This is a genomic window from Pseudomonas sp. GW823-FHT04A03 (genome assembly GCF_058796615.1).
This window is the reverse complement of the sequence record NZ_JBXAIV010000015.1, coordinates 85,174-106,073: the sequence shown is the minus strand read 5'-3', so window position 1 is coordinate 106,073 and position 20,900 is coordinate 85,174. Positions and strand designations below refer to the sequence as shown.

The 20,900-nt window shown below is 61.7% G+C and carries 19 protein-coding genes; 11 read left to right on the top strand and 8 right to left on the bottom strand.

What is annotated here, in order from left to right:
* Nucleotides 1-27 precede the first annotated feature (27 nt).
* Nucleotides 28-777, top strand: coding sequence for a sulfite exporter TauE/SafE family protein (locus tag AC1Q9F_RS26685; RefSeq protein ID WP_085744971.1), 750 nt, complete (start codon nt 28-30; stop codon nt 775-777).
* Here the strand turns inward: AC1Q9F_RS26685 and AC1Q9F_RS26680 are convergent.
* Nucleotides 767-1,621: a LysR substrate-binding domain-containing protein gene (locus tag AC1Q9F_RS26680; protein WP_007955701.1), complete on the bottom strand. Its 855-nt coding sequence runs from the start codon at nt 1,619-1,621 to the stop codon at nt 767-769. The two genes, AC1Q9F_RS26685 and AC1Q9F_RS26680, sit on opposite strands and share 11 nt — an antisense overlap.
* Nucleotides 1,622-1,718: 97 nt before the next feature.
* Here AC1Q9F_RS26680 and AC1Q9F_RS26675 point away from each other — a divergent pair, with 97 nt between their 5' ends.
* On the top strand, nt 1,719-1,934 hold the full coding sequence (locus tag AC1Q9F_RS26675) for a DUF1127 domain-containing protein (RefSeq protein ID WP_085700039.1): 216 nt from the start codon (nt 1,719-1,721) through the stop codon (nt 1,932-1,934).
* Between the two features lie 64 nt (nt 1,935-1,998).
* Complete coding sequence (locus tag AC1Q9F_RS26670; protein ID WP_492621267.1) at nt 1,999-3,219, top strand: winged helix-turn-helix domain-containing protein; 1,221 nt, start codon at nt 1,999-2,001, stop codon at nt 3,217-3,219.
* Nucleotides 3,220-3,236: 17 nt separating this feature from the next.
* Here AC1Q9F_RS26670 and AC1Q9F_RS26665 read toward each other — a convergent pair whose 3' ends face one another.
* The gene (locus AC1Q9F_RS26665) at nt 3,237-4,583 is read right to left on the bottom strand and encodes a class II 3-deoxy-7-phosphoheptulonate synthase (protein ID WP_007955704.1); all 1,347 of its coding nucleotides are present in this window, start codon (nt 4,581-4,583) and stop codon (nt 3,237-3,239) included.
* A 150-nt stretch (nt 4,584-4,733) separates the two neighbouring features.
* On the opposite strand from AC1Q9F_RS26665, the gene AC1Q9F_RS26660 reads away from it, so the two are divergent.
* Nucleotides 4,734-5,489 (top strand): spermidine synthase, encoded by a 756-nt coding sequence (locus tag AC1Q9F_RS26660; protein ID WP_085647568.1) that lies wholly within the window; start codon nt 4,734-4,736, stop codon nt 5,487-5,489.
* Nucleotides 5,490-5,492: 3 nt separating this feature from the next.
* Here the strand turns inward: AC1Q9F_RS26660 and AC1Q9F_RS26655 are convergent, their stop codons facing one another.
* Entirely contained in the window at nt 5,493-6,284 is a 792-nt protein-coding gene (locus AC1Q9F_RS26655) for a crotonase/enoyl-CoA hydratase family protein (RefSeq protein WP_492621268.1), read from the bottom strand.
* 422 nt (nt 6,285-6,706) lie between these two features.
* Between AC1Q9F_RS26655 and AC1Q9F_RS26650 the strand changes: the two genes are divergently transcribed.
* A complete protein-coding gene (locus AC1Q9F_RS26650) occupies nt 6,707-8,380 on the top strand; it encodes a DEAD/DEAH box helicase (RefSeq protein WP_007955707.1) in 1,674 nt (557 codons plus the stop codon).
* Nucleotides 8,381-8,457: 77 nt separating this feature from the next.
* On the opposite strand, the gene AC1Q9F_RS26645 is transcribed toward AC1Q9F_RS26650, so the two are convergent.
* The gene (locus tag AC1Q9F_RS26645) at nt 8,458-9,225 is read right to left on the bottom strand and encodes a DODA-type extradiol aromatic ring-opening family dioxygenase (protein WP_207983560.1); all 768 of its coding nucleotides are present in this window, start codon (nt 9,223-9,225) and stop codon (nt 8,458-8,460) included.
* Nucleotides 9,226-9,327: 102 nt separating this feature from the next.
* Between AC1Q9F_RS26645 and AC1Q9F_RS26640 the strand changes: the two genes are divergently transcribed.
* On the top strand, nt 9,328-9,981 hold the full coding sequence (locus tag AC1Q9F_RS26640; protein ID WP_492621269.1) for a thiopurine S-methyltransferase: 654 nt from the start codon (nt 9,328-9,330) through the stop codon (nt 9,979-9,981).
* Between the two features lie 59 nt (nt 9,982-10,040).
* Here the strand turns inward: AC1Q9F_RS26640 and htpX are convergent, their stop codons facing one another.
* Nucleotides 10,041-10,928: a protease HtpX gene (gene htpX / locus AC1Q9F_RS26635; RefSeq protein WP_007955710.1), complete on the bottom strand. Its 888-nt coding sequence runs from the start codon at nt 10,926-10,928 to the stop codon at nt 10,041-10,043.
* 303 nt (nt 10,929-11,231) lie between these two features.
* On the bottom strand, nt 11,232-12,443 hold the full coding sequence (locus tag AC1Q9F_RS26630) for a pyridoxal phosphate-dependent aminotransferase (protein ID WP_007955711.1): 1,212 nt from the start codon (nt 12,441-12,443) through the stop codon (nt 11,232-11,234).
* Between the two features lie 225 nt (nt 12,444-12,668).
* On the opposite strand from AC1Q9F_RS26630, the gene msrB reads away from it, so the two are divergent.
* From msrB to AC1Q9F_RS26615, 3 genes are all read left to right on the top strand, one after another.
* Entirely contained in the window at nt 12,669-13,064 is a 396-nt protein-coding gene (gene msrB / locus AC1Q9F_RS26625) for a peptide-methionine (R)-S-oxide reductase MsrB (protein WP_011335291.1), read from the top strand.
* Nucleotides 13,065-13,166: 102 nt separating this feature from the next.
* Complete coding sequence (locus tag AC1Q9F_RS26620) at nt 13,167-13,652, top strand: glutathione peroxidase (protein ID WP_207983557.1); 486 nt, start codon at nt 13,167-13,169, stop codon at nt 13,650-13,652.
* Nucleotides 13,649-14,110, top strand: coding sequence for a MarR family winged helix-turn-helix transcriptional regulator (locus AC1Q9F_RS26615; protein ID WP_492621270.1), 462 nt, complete (start codon nt 13,649-13,651; stop codon nt 14,108-14,110). The genes AC1Q9F_RS26620 and AC1Q9F_RS26615 overlap by 4 nt, the downstream gene beginning before the upstream one ends.
* On the opposite strand, the gene AC1Q9F_RS26610 is transcribed toward AC1Q9F_RS26615, so the two are convergent.
* Nucleotides 14,094-16,457 (bottom strand): hybrid sensor histidine kinase/response regulator, encoded by a 2,364-nt coding sequence (locus AC1Q9F_RS26610; RefSeq protein WP_492621271.1) that lies wholly within the window; start codon nt 16,455-16,457, stop codon nt 14,094-14,096. The two genes, AC1Q9F_RS26615 and AC1Q9F_RS26610, sit on opposite strands and share 17 nt — an antisense overlap.
* Before the next feature lie 124 nt (nt 16,458-16,581).
* Here AC1Q9F_RS26610 and AC1Q9F_RS26605 point away from each other — a divergent pair, with 124 nt between their 5' ends.
* Nucleotides 16,582-17,472, top strand: a complete 891-nt coding sequence (locus AC1Q9F_RS26605) for an ATP-binding protein (protein ID WP_007955716.1) — start codon at nt 16,582-16,584, stop codon at nt 17,470-17,472.
* Complete coding sequence (locus AC1Q9F_RS26600; RefSeq protein WP_007955717.1) at nt 17,469-17,951, top strand: GAF domain-containing protein; 483 nt, start codon at nt 17,469-17,471, stop codon at nt 17,949-17,951. Before AC1Q9F_RS26605 ends, AC1Q9F_RS26600 begins: the two co-directional genes overlap by 4 nt.
* On the opposite strand, the gene AC1Q9F_RS26595 is transcribed toward AC1Q9F_RS26600, so the two are convergent.
* A complete protein-coding gene (locus tag AC1Q9F_RS26595; protein ID WP_492621272.1) occupies nt 17,952-20,894 on the bottom strand; it encodes an HD domain-containing phosphohydrolase in 2,943 nt (980 codons plus the stop codon). It abuts the gene before it with no gap.
* Between the last annotated feature and the right edge of the window lie 6 nt (nt 20,895-20,900).

The following is a 20,900-nucleotide window of genomic DNA, read 5'->3' as shown; positions in this document are numbered from 1 at the left end:
GTCACCTGACGTATGAGGAATTCTGCTGTGATCGAGTTTTTGCTGTACCTGCTGTTTGGCGCTGCCCTCGGCACATTGGGTGGGATCTTCGGCATCGGCGGCGGGCTGATCGCCATTCCGCTGCTGGGCGTGTGGTTCGGGCTCGATCAGCAGATCGCTCAAGGCACGGCGCTGGTGATGGTGGTACCGAACGTGATGCTGGCGTTGTGGCGTTATCACCAGCGCAATCGCATCGAACTCCGCCATGCGTTGCCGCTGGCGGTGATGGGATTCTGCTTTGCGTGGATCGGCTCGATCTGGGCCGTGGGTATCGACGCGCAAACCATGCGCATCGGTTTTGTCGCGTTCCTCGTGGCATTGTCGGCCTACAACCTGGTGCGCATGTTTGGCGCGCGTCCGGCAGCGACATCCGAGATGCGTTATTCATGGCCATGGCTGGGCGTGCTCGGCGCGGCGTCGGGCACCATGGGCGGCTTGTTCGGAGTCGGCGGGGCGGTGGTGGCGACGCCGGTGCTGACCAGTCTGTTCGGCACTACTCAAGTGGTCGCTCAGGGCCTGTCGCTGGCGCTGGCATTGCCGAGCACCGGCGTCACGCTGGTGACGTATGCGGTACACCACGAAGTGGACTGGATGATTGGCCTGCCGCTGGCCATCGGCGGTCTGGCCAGCATCAGTTGGGGCGTGAAAGTGGCCCACGCGATGCCGGAAAAACTCCTGCGCGGGCTGTTCTGCGGGTTTTTGGTGCTGTGCGCAGTGATGCTCGCCTTTAAAGTTTGAAGCCTTCGACGATGTGCTCGGCCAGGCATTCAGTGATCGGCGACGGATTGTTGAGGTTGCGGATCAGCATGATGCTGGCCTCGGGCAATAGCGGCAGATCTTCGGCGGCGCCGAGAATCCGCAGATCCGGGGTGATCAGGCTTTCCAGCTGCGCGGTGATCGCCAGGCCTGCGCTCACCACAGCCATCAACGCCGACAGGCTGGTGCTGTTGTAGGCGATCCGGTATTCGCGGCCCATCGCGTCGAGCGCGTTGCAGGCCCACAGGCGGCAGAAGCAATCACTGTTGAACATCGCCAGCGGCAACGGCGTCTGTTCGTGGGCGCTGAAATTCTGCGCCTCGGCCCAGACGAAGCGCTCCTTGCGCAGCAACTGGCCAATTTCGTTGCCCGGCTCGCGGGTGACGATCGACAGATCCAGATCCGTGCGTTGCAGCAATTGTTTGGTCGACTCGCAATGCACTTCGATCTGGATCAGCGGATAGAACTGGGCAAAGCGTGACAGGATCCCCGGCAAGAACCGCATTACGTAATCGTCCGGCGTGCCGATCCGCACCGTGCCGACCATGTGCGGCTCGCGCAGGGTATTGAACACTTCGCTGTGCAGTTTCAGGATGCGCCGCGCGTAGCCAAGCAACACCTGGCCCTCGGCAGTCAGGCGCACCTGACGCCCGTCGCGCTCGAACAACTGGCGCTGCAACACGTCCTCTTCCAGACGCTTCATCTGCATGCTCACCGCCGATTGGGTGCGGTTGACCATTTCGCCGGCGCGGGTGAAGCCGCCCTGATCGGCAATCGCGACAAAGGTGCGCAGGACATCAGTATCGATACTCGGGTACGCCGACAATTGATGAATCTCCGTGATGCATGCCATCAGAAACATTCGTTGGATTGATCGTAGCGCCGGCGCGAGACTTGAGCCATCCCTAAAGGAGGGCAATACGATGAAAGGTCAAAAAGTGTATGTGAGCGATGACAGAGTGCCGGTCCATCTGATTTCCGATCTGCTGCACAAGTTTAGCCGCTGGTACGAACTTCACCGCGAACGCGAGTTGCTTGCCAGTCTGAGCGACGAAGCGTTGAAGGACATCGGGGTCAGCCGTGCCGACGTCGAACATGAATCGGTGCGGCCGTTCTGGGACGATCCGATGCATAAATGATGAGGCCATCGCTACACAAACCCCTTTGTAGTGAGGTAGGTTGCGAGCAGACATGGAGGTACACATGCCCGCGACATTGTCCTTTTCCCTTAAACAGGCTCGACGTCTGGCACTGGCTGCCCAAGGGTTTCACGGGCGCCAGCCGCCGGCTGTCAAGGCGATGCACCTCAACCGGCTGATCGAACGTCTCGGCCTGTTGCAGATCGACTCCGTCAACGCCGTGGTGCGCTCGCACTACCTGCCGCTGTTCTCCCGTCTCGGTTCCTATTCTTCCGATTTGCTCGACCAGGCTGCCTGGAGTTCGGGGCGACGCCGTTCGCTGTTCGAATACTGGGGCCATGAGGCGTCGTTGCTGCCGCTGTCGATGTACCCGTTGATGGGCTGGCGCATGCAGCGGGCCAGGCGCGGTGAAGACATTTATCAGCAACTGGCGCGGTTCGGTCGCGAGCAACAGGACACCATTCGCCGAGTGCTGGCGTCGGTCGAAGAGCAGGGCGCGCTGGGCGCCGGCAGCCTGTCGACCCGCGAGGAAAAGGCCGGGCCGTGGTGGGACTGGAGTGCGGAAAAGCACGCGCTGGAATGGTTGTTCGCCGCTGGCGAAGTGACCGTGGCCGGACGCCGTGGTTTCGAGCGTTTGTATGACTTGCCCGAGCGGGTGATTCCGGCTTCCGTGCTGCAACAGCCATTGCCCGATGAAGCCGAGGCACAGCGCGGTTTGCTGCTGCATGCAGCGCAGGCACTGGGCGTCGGCACGGAAAAAGACCTGCGTGATTACTTCCGCCTGAATCCTTCCGATGCCCGCCCGCGTCTGGCGGAACTGGTCGAGGACGGGCAACTGCTGACCTGCGAAGTCGCCGGTTGGCGCCAGATCGCTTATTGCCAGCCCGAGCAGAAAATTCCGCGCAAGGTCGAGGCCAGTGCATTGCTGTCGCCGTTCGACTCACTGATCTGGGAGCGCAGCCGAACCGAGCGGCTGTTCGATTTCCGCTATCGGCTGGAGATCTACACGCCGCAGGATAAACGGGTCTACGGCTATTACGTGTTGCCGTTCCTGCACAATGAACGGATCGCTGCGCGAGTTGACCTGCGCGCCGAACGAGCGGCGGGGCGACTGGCCGTGCATGCGGTGCACGAGGAAGAAACCGGACTGGATGACGCGGGGATGCTGGCGCTGGCGCTGAATTTGCGGCGCATGGCGGACTGGTTGGGGCTTGAGCAGGTGCAGCTCAATTGTCAGCGGGAAAGTGCAGGGAGGTTGCGGATGGCGCTGGCTCAAATTGACTGAGCCAGCGCCCTCGCGATTTAGCGTTTGACCTGTTTCAGCGTCTCGGCAATCAAGAACGCCAGTTCCAGCGACTGATCGGCATTCATCCGCGGGTCGCAGTGGGTGTGATAGCGATCCGACAGGCCATCTTCAGTGATCGGCCGCGCGCCACCGATGCATTCGGTGACGTTCTGCCCGGTCATCTCGATGTGGATGCCGCCGGCGTAGCTGCCTTCCGCTTCGTGGACCTGGAAGAACTGCTTCACCTCGCCAAGAATCTGCGCGAAGTCGCGGGTCTTGTAGCCGCTGCTGGCCTTGATCGTGTTGCCGTGCATCGGGTCGGAGCTCCACAGCACCTGCTTGCCTTCGCGCTGCACCGCACGGATCAGCGCCGGCAGGTGATCGCCGACCTTGTTCGCGCCCATTCGCGCGATCAGGTTGAGGCGGCCCGGATCGTTGTCCGGGTTGAGCACGTCGATCAGGCGGATCAGGTCGTCGGGGTTCATGCTCGGGCCGACTTTCACCCCGATCGGATTGTTCACGCCACGCAGGAACTCAACGTGGGCGCCGTCGAGCTGACGGGTGCGGTCGCCGATCCACAGCATGTGCGCCGAGCAATCGTAGTAATCGTTGGTCAGGCTGTCGCGGCGCACGAAGGCTTCTTCGTAGTTCAGCAGCAGCGCTTCGTGGGCGGTGAAGAAGCTGGTCTCACGCAGTTGCGGCGAGCTGTCCATGCCGCAGGCACGCATGAACGCCAGGGTTTCATCGATGCGGTCGGCGAGGTGGCTGTACTTCTCCGCCAGCGCCGAGTTGGCGATGAAGTCCAGGTTCCACTTGTGCACCTGATGCAGGTCGGCAAAACCGCCCTGGGCGAAGGCGCGCAGCAGGTTGAGGGTGGCGGTGGACTGGTGATACGACTGCAGCAGACGCTCCGGATCCGGTACGCGGCTGGCCGAGTCGAAACCGATGCCGTTGACGATGTCGCCCCGGTAGGCCGGCAGGGTCACGCCGTCGATGGTCTCGTCGTTGGCCGAGCGCGGCTTGGCGAACTGGCCGGCCATGCGCCCGACCTTGACCACCGGGCAACCGGCGGCGAAGGTCATGACGATCGCCATTTGCAGCAACACTTTAAAGGTGTCGCGGATCTTCGCGGCGGAGAACTCGGCGAAGCTTTCGGCGCAGTCACCGCCTTGCAGCAGGAACGCCCGGCCCTGAGTGACTTCGGCAAACTGACGACGCAGCTCGCGCGCTTCGCCGGCAAACACCAGCGGCGGGTAGCTGGCCAGCGTCTGCTCGACCTGGCGCAGATGCGCGGCGTCGGGGTATTGGGGTTGTTGCTGGATCGGCAGGGCGCGCCAGCTGTCAGGGCTCCAGGGTTGGCTCATCACGGTCTCTAAGGTTCTACGCACGGACGGCCATGTTAGCAGCAATTAGTGCGTGACCTGCTCCCGCCGCTTCGCCGACAATCGCCGCTTTGCCACGGCACCACAGCGGTGCCATCGCGTCACCGCGCCCGGTGACCACCAGGAGACGAAATGACTGAGGAGCGCGTCGAGCTGTTGCTCGCCGAGGTACAGGATGAGTTCGGCGTGATTCGCGTGCTGGAAGTGGCCGACTACCGCTTTCTGGAGTTCGGCGATGCGATCGAGCAAAGCTGCGTGTTTACTGCCGACCCGAGCTGGCTGGAGTACGACTACACCCGGGCGATGCTGATCGGCGCGCTGTGCCATGAGCAACCGGAGAGTGCGCTGTTCCTCGGGCTGGGCGCTGGGACGCTGACCCAGGCCTGCCTCAAGTTCCTGCCGCTGGAAGATGTCGAAGCCATCGAGCTGCGCCCGGACGTGCCGCGTCTGGCCATCGAATACCTCGGGCTGGATGACGATCCACGGCTGTACATCCGCGTCGGCGATGCCCTCGAACTGTTGCCGACGGCAGAACCTGCGGATCTGATCTTCGTCGACCTCTATACCGATGTCGGCCCCGGCGCCGGACACCTTGCGTGGAATTTCCTCGGTGACTGTCAGAAACGTCTGAATCCTGGCGGCTGGCTGGTGATCAACCAATGGGCCACCGATGACGGCAAACCCTTGGGCGCGGCGCTGCTGCGCGGGCTCTATCACCGGCATTACTGGGAACTGCCGGTGAAGGAGGGCAACGTGATTCTGATCGTACCGGCGGATCTTGATCAGGTGCTGGACATGCAGGCGCTGACTGCACGGGCTGAAGCGCTGGCGCCGAAGCTGGGGTACTCGTTGCAGTCGTTGATCAACTGCATCCGTCCGGCGACCTGATCTTCAAAGGCCTTTGAAAACGCCAGGTCGCCGCTCCACCAGCGAGCGCACACCTTCCTTGGCGTCTTCAGTGGCCAGCAACTTCTTCACCAGTGGCGGCAAGCTCTTAGCCGCCGCAGTTTCTCCTTCATAGCGCGCCTGACGCGCCGACATCAGCGTCGCCTGCACGCCAAGCGGTGCCTGCCGGGCGATGCGCTCGGCCAGTTCGATGGCGCGCGGCAGCAAATCTTCACTGGCCATGACTTCCTGTACCAGGCCCAGGCGTAACGCATCATGAGCATCGAACTCGTCACCGGTCAGCAACCAGCGCATCGCATTGCCCCAGCCGGCAATCTGATGAAAGCGCAACGTCGCACCGCCGAACGGAAAGATCCCGCGCTGCACTTCCATCTGCGCGAAGCGGGTGTTGCTCGCGCACAGGTTGATGTCGGCCGCGAGCATCAGCTCGATACCGATGGTCAGGCAATAACCCTGCGCGGCCACAATCACCGGTTTGCTGACCCGTGGCCCGACGAACACGCCCCATGGATCGCAACCGCCGGGCGGCACCTGCCAGCCTTGGGCGAGGGCGGAACTGGCATTCACCAGATCAAGCCCGGCGGTGAAATGCTCGCCATGCCCGAACACCACCGCTACCCGCGCGTCGCTGTCGGCCTCGAATTCACCGTAGGCCAGGGCCAGGTCGTTGAGCAGTTCGAGGTCGAAGGCATTGCGCTTGGCGGCGCGGTCCAGGCCGATCAAATGCACATGACCGTGGCGCGCACGGCTCACGCGGCCGGGGCAGGGCTGATTCATGGGTGTTTCCTCGCAGGGGAAGAAAGGGTGCAGCGACCAGATGCCGCACGTCGGTGAATCGTTTAAGCGCCATCGCCCGCAGGGCCGGGGTCTTTGAAAAATAGACCTTTGCCCGATTATCCGCAAAACCCCGTTACACAGCGGTGACAACTGTATTTCGCCGATAAAAAAAGCTCCCTTTTTGGGCAAATTCCGGTATAGTGCGCGCCGGCCTTTAACCGGGCCGCGTTTAGGTAGCGCAATTCCCCGAAGTCAGCTTCGGCTGCACGTCCGCACTGCGGGCTCTTCCTTGACGATTCTTTTTCATTCATTCGTTTTCGCAAATCCCCGCCGACAAAGCTGCCAGGGCGACTCTTGAGTCTCAACACGGCATGTGCAGCTTTGGAGCATGGGTCTTTGCGGATGCACTTAGAGGCAGACCCATGACCCAGGAAATCGGCGGCTTCGCCGCTCTTGAACTTCATCCCAATATTGTCGCTGCAGTAGTCGCTACCGGCTATGAAGAGCCTTCGGCCATTCAGCAGCAGTCGATCCCGATCATCCTCGCCGGTCACGATATGATTGGCCAGGCGCAAACCGGTACCGGTAAAACCGCTGCCTTTGCCCTGCCTATCCTGCACCGCATTGATCCGTCCAAGCGCGAGCCGCAAGCTCTGATCCTGGCCCCAACTCGTGAGTTGGCGCTGCAAGTTGCAACCGCTTTCGAAACCTACGCCAAGCAAATGCCGGGCGTGACTGTTGTGGCTGTCTACGGCGGCGCGCCGATGGGCCCACAATTGAAAGCAATCCGTAATGGCGCACAGATCGTTGTCGCCACTCCGGGCCGTCTGTGCGACCACCTGCGTCGCGACGAAAAAGTACTGCAGACCGTGAACCACCTGGTTCTCGACGAAGCAGACGAAATGCTCAAACTGGGCTTCATGGACGACCTCGAAGTCATCTTCAAGGCCATGCCGGAAACCCGTCAGACCGTATTGTTCTCGGCGACCCTGCCGCAATCGATCCGTGCCATCGCCGAGCGTCACCTGCGCGATCCAAAGCACGTGAAGATCCAGAGCAAGACCCAGACCGTTACCGCGATCGAACAGGCTCACCTGTTGGTTCACGCTGACCAGAAGACCTCTGCCGTTCTCAGCTTGCTGGAAGTGGAAGATTTCGACGCTCTGATCATGTTCGTGCGCACCAAGCAAGCGACCCTGGATCTGGCCAGCGCCCTCGACGCCAAAGGCTACAAAGCCGCCGCGTTGAACGGCGACATCGCCCAGAACCAGCGTGAGCGCGTGATCGACTCGCTGAAAGATGGCCGTCTGGACATCGTTGTAGCGACCGACGTTGCCGCCCGTGGTCTGGACGTTCCGCGCATCACCCACGTATTCAACGTGGACATGCCGTACGATCCGGAATCCTACGTGCACCGTATCGGTCGTACCGGCCGTGCCGGTCGCGAAGGCCGCGCGCTGCTGCTGGTGACTCCGCGTGAGCGCCGCATGCTGCAGGTAATCGAGCGTGTGACCGGTCAGAAAGTTGCCGAAGTACGTCTGCCGGACGCCCAGGCCGTTCTCGATGCCCGCATCAAGAAGCTGACTAACAGCCTGTCGCCGCTGGTGGCTGACGCCGAATCGACTCATGGTGATCTGCTGGATCGCCTGACTGCCGACATCGGTTGCACCCCACGCGCCCTGGCTGCCGCACTGCTGCGCAAGGCCACCAATGGTCAGGCGCTGAACCTGGCAGCGATCGAGAAGGAACGTCCACTGGTGCCGAACAGCGCTCCACGTGGCGACCGTCCTGAGCGTTCCGGTGATCGTCCGGACCGTGGTGACCGCGAGCGTCGTGCGCCAATGCCTTTGGGCGAAGGCCGTGCCCGTTGCCGTACCGCGCTGGGCGCGCGTGACGGTATCGCGGCGAAAAACCTGCTGGGCGCCATCCTCAACGAAGGTGGTCTGGCACGTGAGGCCATTGGTCGCATCCAGGTGCGTGACAGCTTCAGCCTCGTCGAGCTGCCGGAAGATGGTCTGGACAAACTCCTGACCAAGCTGAAGGACACTCGCGTTGCCGGTAAGCAGTTGAAGCTGCGTCGCTACCGCGAAGATTGATCCGCCCTTGGGCTGATTGATCGAACATAAAAAATCCCCGACTTGTTCGGGGATTTTTTTTGCCTGCGATTTGGGCATCAGCCGAAACGGTAGATGTCCATGCCCAGCGCACCCATGGTGAAACCTTGATGCGCAATGCTGAAGTCACCGCCAGCGCCGCGGGCAAAGTACAGCGGCAACAGATGCTCGTCACTTGGATGGCTGCGCACGGCGTTCGGTGCCTGCTGGCGGTAATCGTGCAAGGCGGTTTCGTCGTTGGCAGCGAGTTTGTCGACTATCCAGTCGCGGAAATCCCGGGCCCACGGCTCGACGCTTTCCGGGCCGGCGTGCCAGTCCAGTTCCCGCAGGTTGTGGGTGATGCTGCCGGAGCCGATCAACAGAATGCCCTGTTCGCGCAAACTGGCCAACGCCTGGCCGACGCGGTTCTGCAACGCCGGGCCGCCACGGCTGGGCAGGGAAACCTGAACCACCGGGATATCGGCCTGCGGGTACATCAGCGACAACGGCACCCAAACGCCGTGATCGAACGGTCGTTGCGGATCAAGACGCGCCGGCAGGTTGTTGGCGGTCAACAGGTCGGCAACCTCGTGGGCCAGTTGTGGATTGCCCGGTGCCGGATACTGCACTTCAAACAGCGCGCGCGGGAAACCGCCGAAGTCGTGCCAGGTTTCCGGTTGCGCATGGCTGCTGACCAGCAGCTCATGGCTTTCCCAGTGGGCGGAAACGATGACGATGGCTTTCGGGCGTGGCAGTTCGGCTGCCAGTCGCGCCAGTGCCGGGCCACTGGCGCCGGGCTCCAGCGCCAGCATGGGCGAGCCGTGAGAGATAAACAGGCTGGGAAACATGGAAGGGTTCCTGAGCGTTAAGATGGCTCATCTTCAGTCAGTTCATTGATCTAATTCCAATATAAGTTTTAACGCCTTTTGATCGAATTCTTAGGAGGATGCATGCAGCCGGAGTTTTGGCACAAGAAGTGGGAATCGAACCAGATCGGCTTTCACCAGCCTGAGGTGAACCCGTATTTGCAGCGGCATTGGCCCGATCTGGCCATCCCGGCGCAGGCGCGTGTACTGGTGCCATTGTGCGGGAAAAGCCTGGATCTGCTGTGGCTCGCCGGCCGTGGTCATCAGGTGCTCGGCGTCGAGCTGTCGGAGAAGGCTGTGGAAGATTTCTTCCTCGAGCAGCAATTACAGCCGCAGGTGAGCGAGCAGGGCGACTTCAAGGTGTATCGCGCCGGGGTGATCGAGTTGTGGTGCGGGGATTTCTTCTCGCTGACGGCGGCTGACGTGGCGGGTTGCACCGCGCTGTACGACCGGGCGGCAGTGATTGCCTTGCCGCCAGCAATGCGCGAGTGTTATGCGGCGCACTTGCAGGGACTTTTGCCGATATGCCGAGGGCTGTTGGTGACGCTGGATTATGACCAGTCGCAGATGCCCGGGCCGCCATTTTCCGTAGACGATGCCGAAGTGCAGCGATTACTGGGCAGTACCTGGCGCGTCGAGATGCTGGAAGTGCAGGATGTACTCGGTGACAGCTGGAAGTTCGTGCAGGCCGGCGTAACTCGGCTGGAAGAGCGGGTGTACCGGATTTCCGTGGAGTAATCGACAGGCAAAAAAAGGCCCGCATCACTGCGGGCCTTTTCGTTGGTGCGCCGGTTTGATCAACCGCGACGACGCAGGGCGTCGATACGCTCTTCCAGCGGCGGGTGGCTCATGAACATACGGGCGAACCCTTGTTTGATGCCACCGTTGATGCCGAAGGCGTTCAGGGTGTCCGGCATGTGCACCGGCAGGCCCTGTTCGGCGCGCAGGCGTTGCAAGGCGTTGATCATCGCGCCGGTACCGGCCAGGCGGGCACCGGCATCGTCGGCACGGAACTCGCGTTTGCGCGAGAACCACATCACGATAGCGCTGGCCAGAATGCCCAGCACCAGTTCGGCGAAGATGGTCGCGATGTAGTAGGCCATGCCCTGGCCTTCTTCGTTCTTGAAGATCACCTTGTCGACGAAGTTGCCGATGATCCGTGCGAAGAACATCACGAAGGTGTTCACCACGCCCTGTATCAGCGCCAGGGTGACCATGTCGCCGTTGGCTACGTGGCCGATCTCGTGGGCCAGCACGGCCCGCACTTCATCTTCCTTGAAACGCTCGAGCAAGCCCTGGCTGACCGCGACCAGTGCGTCGTTCTTGTTCCAGCCAGTGGCGAAGGCGTTCGCTTCGTAGGCCGGGAAAATCCCGACTTCGGGCATCTTGATCCCGGCTTCCCGGGACAGTTGCTCGACGGTTTGCAGCAGCCATTGCTCGTGGCGAGTGCGTGGCTGGGTGATGATCTGGGTGCTGGTGCTCATCTTCGCCATCCACTTGGAGATGAACAGCGAGAACAGGGAACCGGCGAAACCAAAGACGGCACAGAAAACCAGCAGCTGACTGAGGTTGAGATCAACCCCGTTGGCCGCCATGAACCCGTTGAAGCCGAAAAGGCTCAGGGTGATGCTGGCTATCAGCACGACCGCCAGGTTAGTGGCCAAAAACAGCAGGATGCGCATCATGGTTGTAGAAGTCTCCTCAAGCTAAAGATGTAGCGTACTGCGGGGTATATAAGGTGCTGCACCTGGCGATTCAACCGAGTGACTATTTCAAACTGTGTCCTACACCGGATTCGTCGGACATGGGAGATTTCCCACTGCCGAATCCGGTATGGATGACAGGCACACGGCACCCGGTCTCATTGCGTCAGGCACGCATGATTGGTATGAGTCGAAAGTGTAGAAGGTGCTGGAGGAGGGGCGGAGCAGAAGTGTTGCTGAATCAGACAGTGCGCAACGTTCGGGCCGTTGCGCACTGAGCGCCGGTTACTGGCGGTAGGACTTGAGGAAGTTGCCGATGCGACCGATGGCCATGTCCAGGTCGTCGACCCGCGGCAGGGTGACCACGCGGAAGTGGTCAGGCCACGGCCAGTTGAACGCCGTGCCTTGCACCACCAGCAGCTTCTCGGAGAGCAGCAGGTCGAGCACGAACTTCTCGTCGTTGTGGATCGGGCAGACTTTCGGGTCGATCTTCGGGAACGCGTACAGCGCGCCCATCGGCTTCACGCAGCTCACGCCGGGAATGTCGTTAAGCAGCTCCCATGTGCGGTTGCGTTGTTCCAGCAAGCGACCTTGCGGCAGCACCAGATCATTGATGCTCTGATAGCCACCCAGAGCGGTCTGGATCGCATGCTGGCTCGGCACGTTGGCGCACAGGCGCATGTTGGCCAGCATGTCGATGCCTTCGATGTAGCTGTGGGCGTTGTGTTTCGGCCCGGAAATGGCGATCCAGCCGGAACGGAAACCGGCCACGCGATACGACTTCGACAGACCGTTGAAGGTCAGGCACAGCAGATCCGGGGCCAGCGAAGCGGTGCAGATGTGCACGGCGTCGTCGTAGAGGATCTTGTCGTAGATTTCGTCGGAGAACACCACCAGGTTGTGCTGGCGGGCCAGCTCGAGCATGCCCAGCAATACTTCCTTCGAATACACCGCGCCGGTCGGGTTGTTCGGGTTGATGATCACCATCGCCTTGGTGTTCGGGGTGATCTTGGCCTTGATGTCGGCCAGGTCCGGGAACCAGTCGGCGCCCTCGTCGCACAGGTAATGCACCGCGTTACCGCCGGCCAGGCTCACGGCTGCGGTCCACAGCGGGTAGTCCGGCGCCGGCACCAGCACTTCGTCGCCGTTGTTGAGCAGCGCCTGCAGCGACATCACGATCAGCTCGGACACGCCGTTGCCCAGGTAGATGTCTTCGATGCCGACACCTTCGACCTGCTTCTGCTGGTAGTACTGCATCACCGCCTTGCGCGCGCTGAACAGGCCTTTGGAATCGCTGTAGCCCTGGGCGGTCGGCAGGTTGCGGATCACATCCTGAAGAATTTCGTCCGGCGCTTCGAAACCAAAGGGCGCCGGGTTGCCGATGTTCAGCTTGAGGATGCGATGGCCTTCCTCTTCCAGGCGTTTGGCGTGCTTGAGCACCGGGCCGCGAATGTCGTAGCAGACGTTGGCGAGCTTGTTCGATTTGCTGAACTGCATGGCGATGTGATCCCGAAAATGAACGATCCAGGCGGCGGGTGGACAACCGTGCTGGGAATCCTGCGTCTTCACACAGGCAAGTGTCTCGAGCGGCGGTTTCCAACAATCCGTTTGAATGCGCAGGAACCCGCTGCCAGACTGGCGTGTGACGAGGCGCAATCATACGTGCCGCCCGATCCGTGGAAAAGGTACAGATCGGGCTTTTTCAGCCGCTGAGGTGTGATGATGGAAAAGATTGAAAAGACCCTGGAAGAATGGCGGGCGATGCTCGACCCCGAGCAGTTCAACGTGTGCCGCCTGAGCGCCACCGAGCGGCCGTTCTCTGGCAAGTACAACGCCACCAAGACCGATGGCGTCTACCACTGCATCTGCTGCAATGAGCCGTTGTTTGATTCCAAGACCAAATTCGACTCCGGCTGCGGCTGGCCGAGTTTCTACGCGCCGATCGGCGACAACGCCATGACCGAAATCCGTGACACCAGCCACGGCATGATCCGCACCGAAGTGAAATGCGCCAAGTGCGATGCGCACCTGGGCCACGTATTCCCTGACGGTCCGCCGCCGACCGGCCTGCGTTACTGCATCAACTCGGTGTGCCTGGACCTGGTGCCGCGCGAGTAACTGATACGGGCGATCCACGGGTCGCCTTTCGAATAATTAAATTGCACACAATTCAATTGCTCGCTATTTTTGCCGTCTACCCATTTTTCAAGAGTGCGCACCATGAGCGATAACCTGCTGAACATTCCGTGCACCACCATCAAAGGCGAGCAAAAGACCCTCGCCGATTTCGCCGGCAAGGCAGTGCTGGTGGTCAATACCGCCAGCAAATGCGGTTTCACGCCGCAGTACAAAGGCCTTGAGGAGCTGTGGCAGACCTACAAGGATCAGGGCCTGGTGGTGCTGGGCTTTCCGTGCAACCAGTTCGGCAAGCAGGAGCCGGGCAACGAGGGCGCCATCAGCGAGTTCTGCGAGCTGAACTACGGTGTCAGCTTCCCGCTGTTCAAGAAGATCGATGTCAACGGTAACGGCGCACACCCGCTGTTCGTGCAATTGAAGAAACGCGCGCCGGGCGTGCTGGGCTCCCAGGGCATCAAGTGGAATTTCACCAAGTTCCTGATCGGCAAGGACGGCCAGTTGGTCAAGCGCTTCGCCCCGGCCACCAAGCCGCAGGATCTGAGCCGCGAGATCGAAGCCCTGCTCAAATGAACAGCATGCCCGCCGATTCGCTGAAGCTCGACAGTCAGCTTTGCTTCAAGTTGTATGCCGCGTCGCGGGCGGTGATCCGTGCCTACAAACCGATGCTCGATCAGTTGGGCCTGACCTACCCGCAATACCTGGCAATGCTGGTGTTGTGGGAATGGCAGCAAACCGTGCCGGAGCAACCGACGGTCAAGGCGCTGGGTGAACGTCTGGCGCTGGATTCCGGCACGCTGACGCCGTTGCTCAAGCGTCTTGAGCAACTGCAACTGGTCCAGCGTCAGCGCTCGGCCCGGGACGAGCGTGAGGTTCATCTGAGCCTCACGCCGCAGGGGCAGGCGCTGCGTGAACAGGTCGGGCCGTTGAAGGCGAGTCTGTTGTGCGACAGCGGGGTGGATCTGGACCGGCTCAATGACTTGCGCGACGGTCTCGATCACTTGCTGGGGCAGATCAAAGCACTGTCGTAGTCGGAATCCACTGGTCCAGCAGCGCTGCCAATTCTTCTCGACGGAACGGCTTGGCCAGGTAGTCGCTCATGCCCGCCGCCCGACAGCGTTCGCGCTCCTCGGACATGGCGTTGGCGGTCAGGGCAACAATCGGCAGGTGCGGCCAGCGTCCGCTCTGGCGGATTTGACGGCTGGCTTCGTAGCCGTCCATCACCGGCATGTTGCAGTCCATCAGCACCAGATCGAACTCGTCGTGTTCCAGCTGATCCAGCGCTTCCACGCCATGGGCGGCGACCACTACGTCGCAGCCGAGTTTGCCCAGCATGCCTTTGGCGACCAACTGGTTGACCGGGTTGTCCTCCACCAGCAGCACCCGACCGCGCCGTTGCGACGGTACGCTTTCGAGGCGTGCGCGGTCGATGGTAGTGAGGTCCGGCAACAGCGTCCGACGCAGATTCTGATACAGCGCGTTGCGAGCCAGCGGTCGTGCCTGCTGCTGCAAAGGGGCGAGGGCGGCAGCTTCCTCACCCGGCATGAAGCTGCCGTAGGCGGTCACCAGCAGAATCGGAGCCGTCATCGCTGGGCGCAGGCCGAACAGGCATTCGGGGCAGTCGGTGATGATGACGTCGGGGGACAGACCGAGCAGCGGGTCGTCGAGGGTTCGCTGTTCGTAGGTGAGCCCCCAGACCGGCAGCAGACTTTCCAGCAGTTCCGCCAACCCGCTGACCGCGTTGGTGATCGCCAGCACCTTGCCGTGCAACGGTGGCGGAATCACCGCGCGGGTGTGGCAGGGCAGTGGCAGTTCGGCGCAGAACTGACTGCCAAAACCCACTTCGGAACTGATGGTCAGGCGCCCCTGCATGGCTTCGCACAGGTTGTAGGTCAATGCCAGCCCGAGCCCGGTGCCGCCGTACTGGCGGGTGATGCCGGCACCCGCCTGGGTGAACGGCTGGAAAATCTTCACCTGCGCTTCCTGGGCGATGCCGATACCGGTGTCGCAGACTTCGATCCGGACGCCGTCCTTCCAGGTGGACAAACGCACATCGACCCGGCCGAAACGAGTGAATTTCAGGGCGTTGGACAACAGGTTGCTGACGATCTGCCTGACCCGGGTCGGATCGCCGAGCACCAGCGCCGGGAAGTACGGATCGATCAGGCAGGTCAGCTCGACGCTCGGCGCCGCGTTCTGCGACAGCAGGTTGGCGGTGTCTTCGATCAGCGAGCCGAGATCGAACGGAATGTGTTCCAGCTCGAGTTGCCCGGCATCGAATTTCGACAGGTCGAGAATATCGTTGAGCAGCTCCACCAATACCTTGCCCGAGTCGTGGGCGATCGACAGTTGCTGCTGCTGTTCGGCGTTGAGCGGGCCGTCGAGCGACAGGGCGATCATCCCCAGCAGGCCGTTGAGCGGGGTGCGGATCTCGTGGCTCATGTTGGCGAGAAAGGCCGAACGCGCTTCGGCCATGTCCAGTGCGGTGCTGCGGGCCACTTCGAGTTCCTGGTTGGACTGGCTGAGCCGCGCGTTGATCGCCTTGAGCTCGGCGGTCCGCGCCGACACGATGTCTTCGAGTTGTGCGAGGTAGTCGGTGAGGCGGTTTTCCGCGTTGCGCCGCTGCTGGATTTCCGTGGCGATGTTTTCGAACTGCTGGTTGGCAACCTTGACCAGCACGCCGATCTCGTCGTTGGCGTGCCCGCCCGGACATTCCAGGGTGGTCGGCTCGGCACTGCGCGGATCGCGGCCGCTGAGTTCGCGGATCACCCGCACCAGCGGTTTGGTCAGCATCACGTAGAACAGCGCGAGCAGGATCCCGGTGAGAATCAGGCTGCGGGCGAAACCGTTGAGCAGCGTGACCTCGGCCCGGCGCAGGAAGCGGCTGCCGAACGCGTAAGTGTCGACTTCCAGGCTCAGGGTGCCGAGGGATTCGTTGGGCAAGTGATCGAGATAGAGGCGATCTTCGAACTGGCGTTTGGCGCCGAACAGGAAGTCGCTGATCATCCGGTAGCCGCTTTGCAGCTCCGGTCGTTTGACGTTGGCCAGCACCGTCTGGTTGTTGTCGGTCAGTCGTGCGGAAATGATCGCCGGCGACCGCAACAGCCCCAGGGTCAGTTCCTGCGCCAGTTCGGCATCGATGTTGTAGGCGATGCGCGAGGCCGGGTTGTGACTGATTTCCAGCAAAGACAGGATTTCACGGTTGATGGACGCGTCTTCACTGGCATAATCGATGCCGATTTGCAGCAGGCTGAGCAGCGTGCCCAGAATGAACCCGACCAGCACGGTAAGCCGGGCCTGTTTGTACGACAGCCGGTGGGTGAATTTGATATCCATGGGGTGTTGAACCACTTCCGTTTCCCTTCGCTGCTCAAGCATAGTCGATCATGCACGGATTCCGGGGTTCCCGAAGCGCCTTGTAACAAGGCCCGGGACAGGTTTCGGACGCTGTCTGTCATCGCTGCATCGCCATCATTACTGTGAACGAGCCCGAGGAAAAGACGTGGATTCCCGATTGAATGCTTTTCTTGAGCGCGCCGAGTCGGTTCTGGCGCGAATCGAACCGCTGCTGCCGGCTCCACGCCCGGTCATCGACTGGGGCACTTGCCTGGCCGCACGCTGGCAGCGTGACGGCCGCAGCGGTTATCTGCTGCCGCTGGAAGTCAGCCTCGACATGCGCCTGTCGGACCTGATCGGCGTCGACCGGCAACTGGAGCAACTGGGCCGCAACACTCAGCAATTCCTCGACGGCATGCCGGCCAACCATGCGTTGCTGTGGGGGTCGCGTGGCACCGGTAAATCGTCGCTGGTACGGGCGCTGCTGGCAGAGCATGCCAAGGCCGGTTTGCGTCTGATCGAAATCGAGCGCGATCACCTGGCGGACCTGCCACGGGTGGTAGAGCAGATCGCCAAGCTGCCGCAGCGCTTCGTGCTGTTCTGCGATGACCTGTCGTTCGAGTCCGGCGAAGGCGACTATCGCGTGCTGAAAAGCGTGCTGGACGGCTCGCTCGAACAGGCGCCCGACAACGTGTTGTTGTACGCCACCTCCAACCGTCGCCATCTGGTGCCGGAAAAGGAAAGCGACAACGAAAACTGGAAGCGCGTCGATGGCGAGCTGCATCCGAGCGAGGCGGTAGAAGACAAGATCGCGCTGTCGGATCGCTTCGGCCTGTGGCTGTCGTTCTATCCGTTCACCCAGGAACATTTCCTCAACGTCGTCGAGCACTGGATCGGCCAATTGGCCGCCAAGGCCGGCCTGAGCTGGGAGCGCGACGAACAACTGGACATTCTCGCCGTGCGCTGGGCGACCGGCCGTGGCAACCGCAACGGACGTTGCGCGTACCAATTCGCCCGTTACTGGGTGGGACTGAAATTGTTGGAGCACAAGGCATGATTGATTTGCAACAGAGCGGCCAGGGCCTCGAAGGCTACGGCATGTTGGCCGCGCAACTGGAATCGCTGCTGGCGGACGAGCGCGATTTCATCGCCAACGCCGCGCAGTTTTCGGCGTTCCTGTTCAACCAGCTCGATGACCTGAACTGGGCCGGTTTCTACCTCAATCGCAACGAAGAGCTGGTGCTCGGCCCGTTCCAGGGCCAGATCGCCTGCGTGCGCATTCCGTTCGGTCGCGGTGTGTGCGGCGCGGCGGCTGCCAGCCTGCAGACGCAACGGGTCGAGGACGTTCACGCATTTCCCGGCCATATCGCCTGCGACAGCGCGTCGAACAGCGAGCTGGTCGTGCCGTTGGTCAAGGACGGTCGCCTGATCGGCGTGCTCGACCTCGACAGCCCGAAGCTCGCGCGTTTCGGTGCCGACGATCAGGCCGGGATCGAACAACTGGCGTCGATCTTCCTGCGTCTGACCGACTGCTGATCACGCCGTAAGGCCTGCCTTGAGCAGCACGGCCGCCGGGTCCACGGCATCGATCTGCCGTGGATCGAGAAACCGCGTGGCGTACTGCAAATACACGCCATCGCGGATGAACAGCCCGAACAGCTCGGCATCGATGTGCGCCTCGCGGCACATGGTGGCCATGATTCCCAAGGCTTCGCTGAGACTCTTGGCCTTTTTGTACGGGCGGTCGGCGGCGGTCAGGGCTTCGAAAATATCGGCAATCGCCATCATGCGCGCCGGCAGGCTCATGTCTTCGCGCTTCAGGCGCTTGGGATAACCGGTGCCATCCATCTTTTCGTGATGCCCGCCGGCGATTTCCGCGACGCTGTTCAAATGCCCGGGGAAGGGCAGGTGGCTGAGCATCAGGATCGTCTGCACCATGTGGTGGTTGATGATGTAGCGTTCCTCGCGGGTCAGCGTGCCCCGGGGAATGCTGAGGTTGTACAGCTCGCCGCGGTTGTATTTGTAGGGTGGCACATCGAGCTTGAAGCCCCACGGGTTGTCCTCTGGAATCAACTCGCTTTCGGCGCGTTCCAGCAGATGCTCCGGCTTGTCTGCCAGCAACGGTTCGGTGACCGGCAAGGTCGGTGCCGGGGTGCGTGACTGACGCCGGTTCTCTTCCCATGACAGGCCCAGCCGGTCATCCAGCGTACGTGTCCAGGTGCGTTGCGCGATGCCTTGCAGACGTTGCAGGTCGGCCTCGGCCATCGCTTCACTGCCCAGATTGCAGTGGGCGACGAATGCAAAATCATCATCCAGTGCTGTCAGGGTCGAGTCGCGCAGCTCGGCCAGTTGCCGTTCTTCGCCGCCCATGGCCAGGGCTTGCCAGTAGCTGACCCAGGCATCGCGCTTGAGGACTTCGAAGCGGGTGCGGATTTCGTGCAGGCGATCGTTCAGGGTTTCCAGTTTGGTGGCTTTGTCGACCACGTATTCCGGGGTCGTGACCTTGCCGCAATCGTGCAGCCAGGCGGCGATGTGCAGGGCCTCCCATTCGTCTTCGTTCGGCTGGTAATCGCTGAAGGCCGGCGCCTCACTGGCCGCGGCAGCATGGGCGAGCATCAGGGTCAGCTCCGGCACCCGCTGGCAATGCCCGCCGGTATAAGGGCTCTTGGCATCGATGGCGCCGGCCAGCAGTTGAATGAAAGCATCCAGCAGTTGTTTCTGTCGGGCTTGCAGGCGCTGGCTCTCGATACTCACCGCTGCGGCCCCGGACACTGCTTGCAGAAAAGCAATGCGATCGGGCCGAAGTCTCTCCAGATCACCCGCCGTGCCGCTGTCATTGATCAGCAGCACCAGCAGGCCGACAGTTTCGTTGTGCCGGTTATGCAGGCGGATACCGATCAGATGCACCCTCGGCGACTCCATGGCCAGCAGCACTTTCTGCAGGTCGGTGGCCTGTTCGAAACCCAGATTGCTCACCACCGTGTTGGCGTTCGCCAGCTGCCGGAACCATTCAGGGCCCTGAGTGGCGTCAAGATTGCGCCCCTGAATATCGAACGCGGCCAGGGCTTGTGACGCGCCGTCGACCACCAGTCCGTAGGGCTCCATGCGATTGCCATCATTTTCGCGCAGATAAATCAGGCCCGCCTGGGCCTGCGCGATCTGCACGGTCTCGAACAGCACCCGTTGCAGCAGCGGGGCGAAGCGGGTTTCGGCGGTCAGGCTGTCGGTGATTCGGAAGAAACTGGCCAGGGTGTCTTTCATGCGGGCCATCGACAGACTCAACTGGTCGACCTCCAGCACCGGTGAGCGGCGGGTCACGGGAAAATTGAAATCGAAACTGCGAATCGCATCGGCTTCCTTGACGAGCGCATGCAGCGGCTTGACCAGAATTCGCGAGATCAGCCAGCCGAGCGGCAGGCACAAAAGCAGGGTGGCCAAGGTAATCAGAGCGCCTTGCCAGCGCATGCGATAGGCGTCGACCAGCAACTCGTCCTCAGGCACCAGCAGCGCCATGTGCAAACCTTTCGGCCCGCCTTCCTGCAACTGGCTGCGGGCGACAATCCATTGCCGGCCGTCGGCCTTGAGCCGGTTGCCCTGGTGACCGGACAACAAGGCATGCAGGGCAGGGCTCAAGTCGGCAGCCTTGGCCAGACGCGCCGTTCGGTCATCGACGATCAGCCGGCTGCTGTCGGGATAGGCCACGGCGTTGCCTTCGGCGTCGAACAGGACGATTTCCGTGGCCGGTGTCACCACGTGTTTGATCAGGGTTGCGGAGAGTGCGTCGAGGGTCAGGTCGGCGCCGATCACGGCGTCTTCACCGCTGCGCCGGGCCAGCGTTGTGCCGACGTTGTGAGTGGAGAAAAAGATGTAGGGTTCGGTGGTGATCTGTTCGGTCTGTTGCCGCGCGTTGATGTACCACGCCCGGCTGCGGGGATCATAAGGATCGTCGGGGTTGTCCTGCCGACCGGCCGGGGACAGGGCCTGGTCGAAGAACAGCGACTGCGAATGCGCCTGACCGGCGGCGTCGCGTTCGATGCTCCAGACCTGAAATGCCGCTGCGTCCGGTGCCTTGAGCAGGGTTTTCAGCGCCGGCGTGCGCAAGGGACGAACCATGAAGAAATCGCCGTTGCCATAACCCAGGTACAGCGAGGCCAGATCCGGATTGTCCGTCAGGGACTGACTGAACGGCTTGAGCAGCGCCAGACGCTGTTCGAGGCCGGAAGACCGGGCGGCGGGGGTGTCCGCCAGCAGGCTCAGCAAGTGCCGGATCGGTGCATAAGTGGCCTGCAGATCGAGGCGCACATCCTGCTCGATGCGGTTGAACAGTTTTTCGCTGCTCGACAGGATGATCTGTGTGGTCTGTCGATAGTTGAACAGCCCCAGCACTACCCCGGTGAGCAACAGCAAAAAGGTGAACATGACGCTGATGTGCACATGCAGCGGAAACCGGCGTTGTTCCGGGCGCAGTGGGCTGGGCATTGCGGA

What these genes read in the sequence shown, in the direction of transcription:
- AC1Q9F_RS26645 (WP_207983560.1), bottom strand. Translation starts at nt 9,225, where the DNA reads ATGTTTCCCAGCCTGTTTATCTCTCACGGCTCGCCCATGCTGGCGCTG.
- AC1Q9F_RS26660 (WP_085647568.1), top strand. Translation starts at nt 4,734, where the DNA reads ATGACTGAGGAGCGCGTCGAGCTGTTGCTCGCCGAGGTACAGGATGAG.
- AC1Q9F_RS26650 (WP_007955707.1), top strand. Translation starts at nt 6,707, where the DNA reads ATGACCCAGGAAATCGGCGGCTTCGCCGCTCTTGAACTTCATCCCAAT.
- AC1Q9F_RS26615 (WP_492621270.1), top strand. Translation starts at nt 13,649, where the DNA reads ATGAACAGCATGCCCGCCGATTCGCTGAAGCTCGACAGTCAGCTTTGC.
- AC1Q9F_RS26600 (WP_007955717.1), top strand. Translation starts at nt 17,469, where the DNA reads ATGATTGATTTGCAACAGAGCGGCCAGGGCCTCGAAGGCTACGGCATG.
- AC1Q9F_RS26640 (WP_492621269.1), top strand. Translation starts at nt 9,328, where the DNA reads ATGCAGCCGGAGTTTTGGCACAAGAAGTGGGAATCGAACCAGATCGGC.
- AC1Q9F_RS26595 (WP_492621272.1), bottom strand. Translation starts at nt 20,894, where the DNA reads ATGCCCAGCCCACTGCGCCCGGAACAACGCCGGTTTCCGCTGCATGTG.
- AC1Q9F_RS26670 (WP_492621267.1), top strand. Translation starts at nt 1,999, where the DNA reads ATGCCCGCGACATTGTCCTTTTCCCTTAAACAGGCTCGACGTCTGGCA.
- AC1Q9F_RS26620 (WP_207983557.1), top strand. Translation starts at nt 13,167, where the DNA reads ATGAGCGATAACCTGCTGAACATTCCGTGCACCACCATCAAAGGCGAG.
- AC1Q9F_RS26630 (WP_007955711.1), bottom strand. Translation starts at nt 12,443, where the DNA reads ATGCAGTTCAGCAAATCGAACAAGCTCGCCAACGTCTGCTACGACATT.
- AC1Q9F_RS26665 (WP_007955704.1), bottom strand. Translation starts at nt 4,583, where the DNA reads ATGAGCCAACCCTGGAGCCCTGACAGCTGGCGCGCCCTGCCGATCCAG.
- AC1Q9F_RS26655 (WP_492621268.1), bottom strand. Translation starts at nt 6,284, where the DNA reads ATGAATCAGCCCTGCCCCGGCCGCGTGAGCCGTGCGCGCCACGGTCAT.
- htpX (WP_007955710.1), bottom strand. Translation starts at nt 10,928, where the DNA reads ATGATGCGCATCCTGCTGTTTTTGGCCACTAACCTGGCGGTCGTGCTG.
- AC1Q9F_RS26675 (WP_085700039.1), top strand. Translation starts at nt 1,719, where the DNA reads ATGAAAGGTCAAAAAGTGTATGTGAGCGATGACAGAGTGCCGGTCCAT.
- msrB (WP_011335291.1), top strand. Translation starts at nt 12,669, where the DNA reads ATGGAAAAGATTGAAAAGACCCTGGAAGAATGGCGGGCGATGCTCGAC.
- AC1Q9F_RS26610 (WP_492621271.1), bottom strand. Translation starts at nt 16,457, where the DNA reads ATGCTTGAGCAGCGAAGGGAAACGGAAGTGGTTCAACACCCCATGGAT.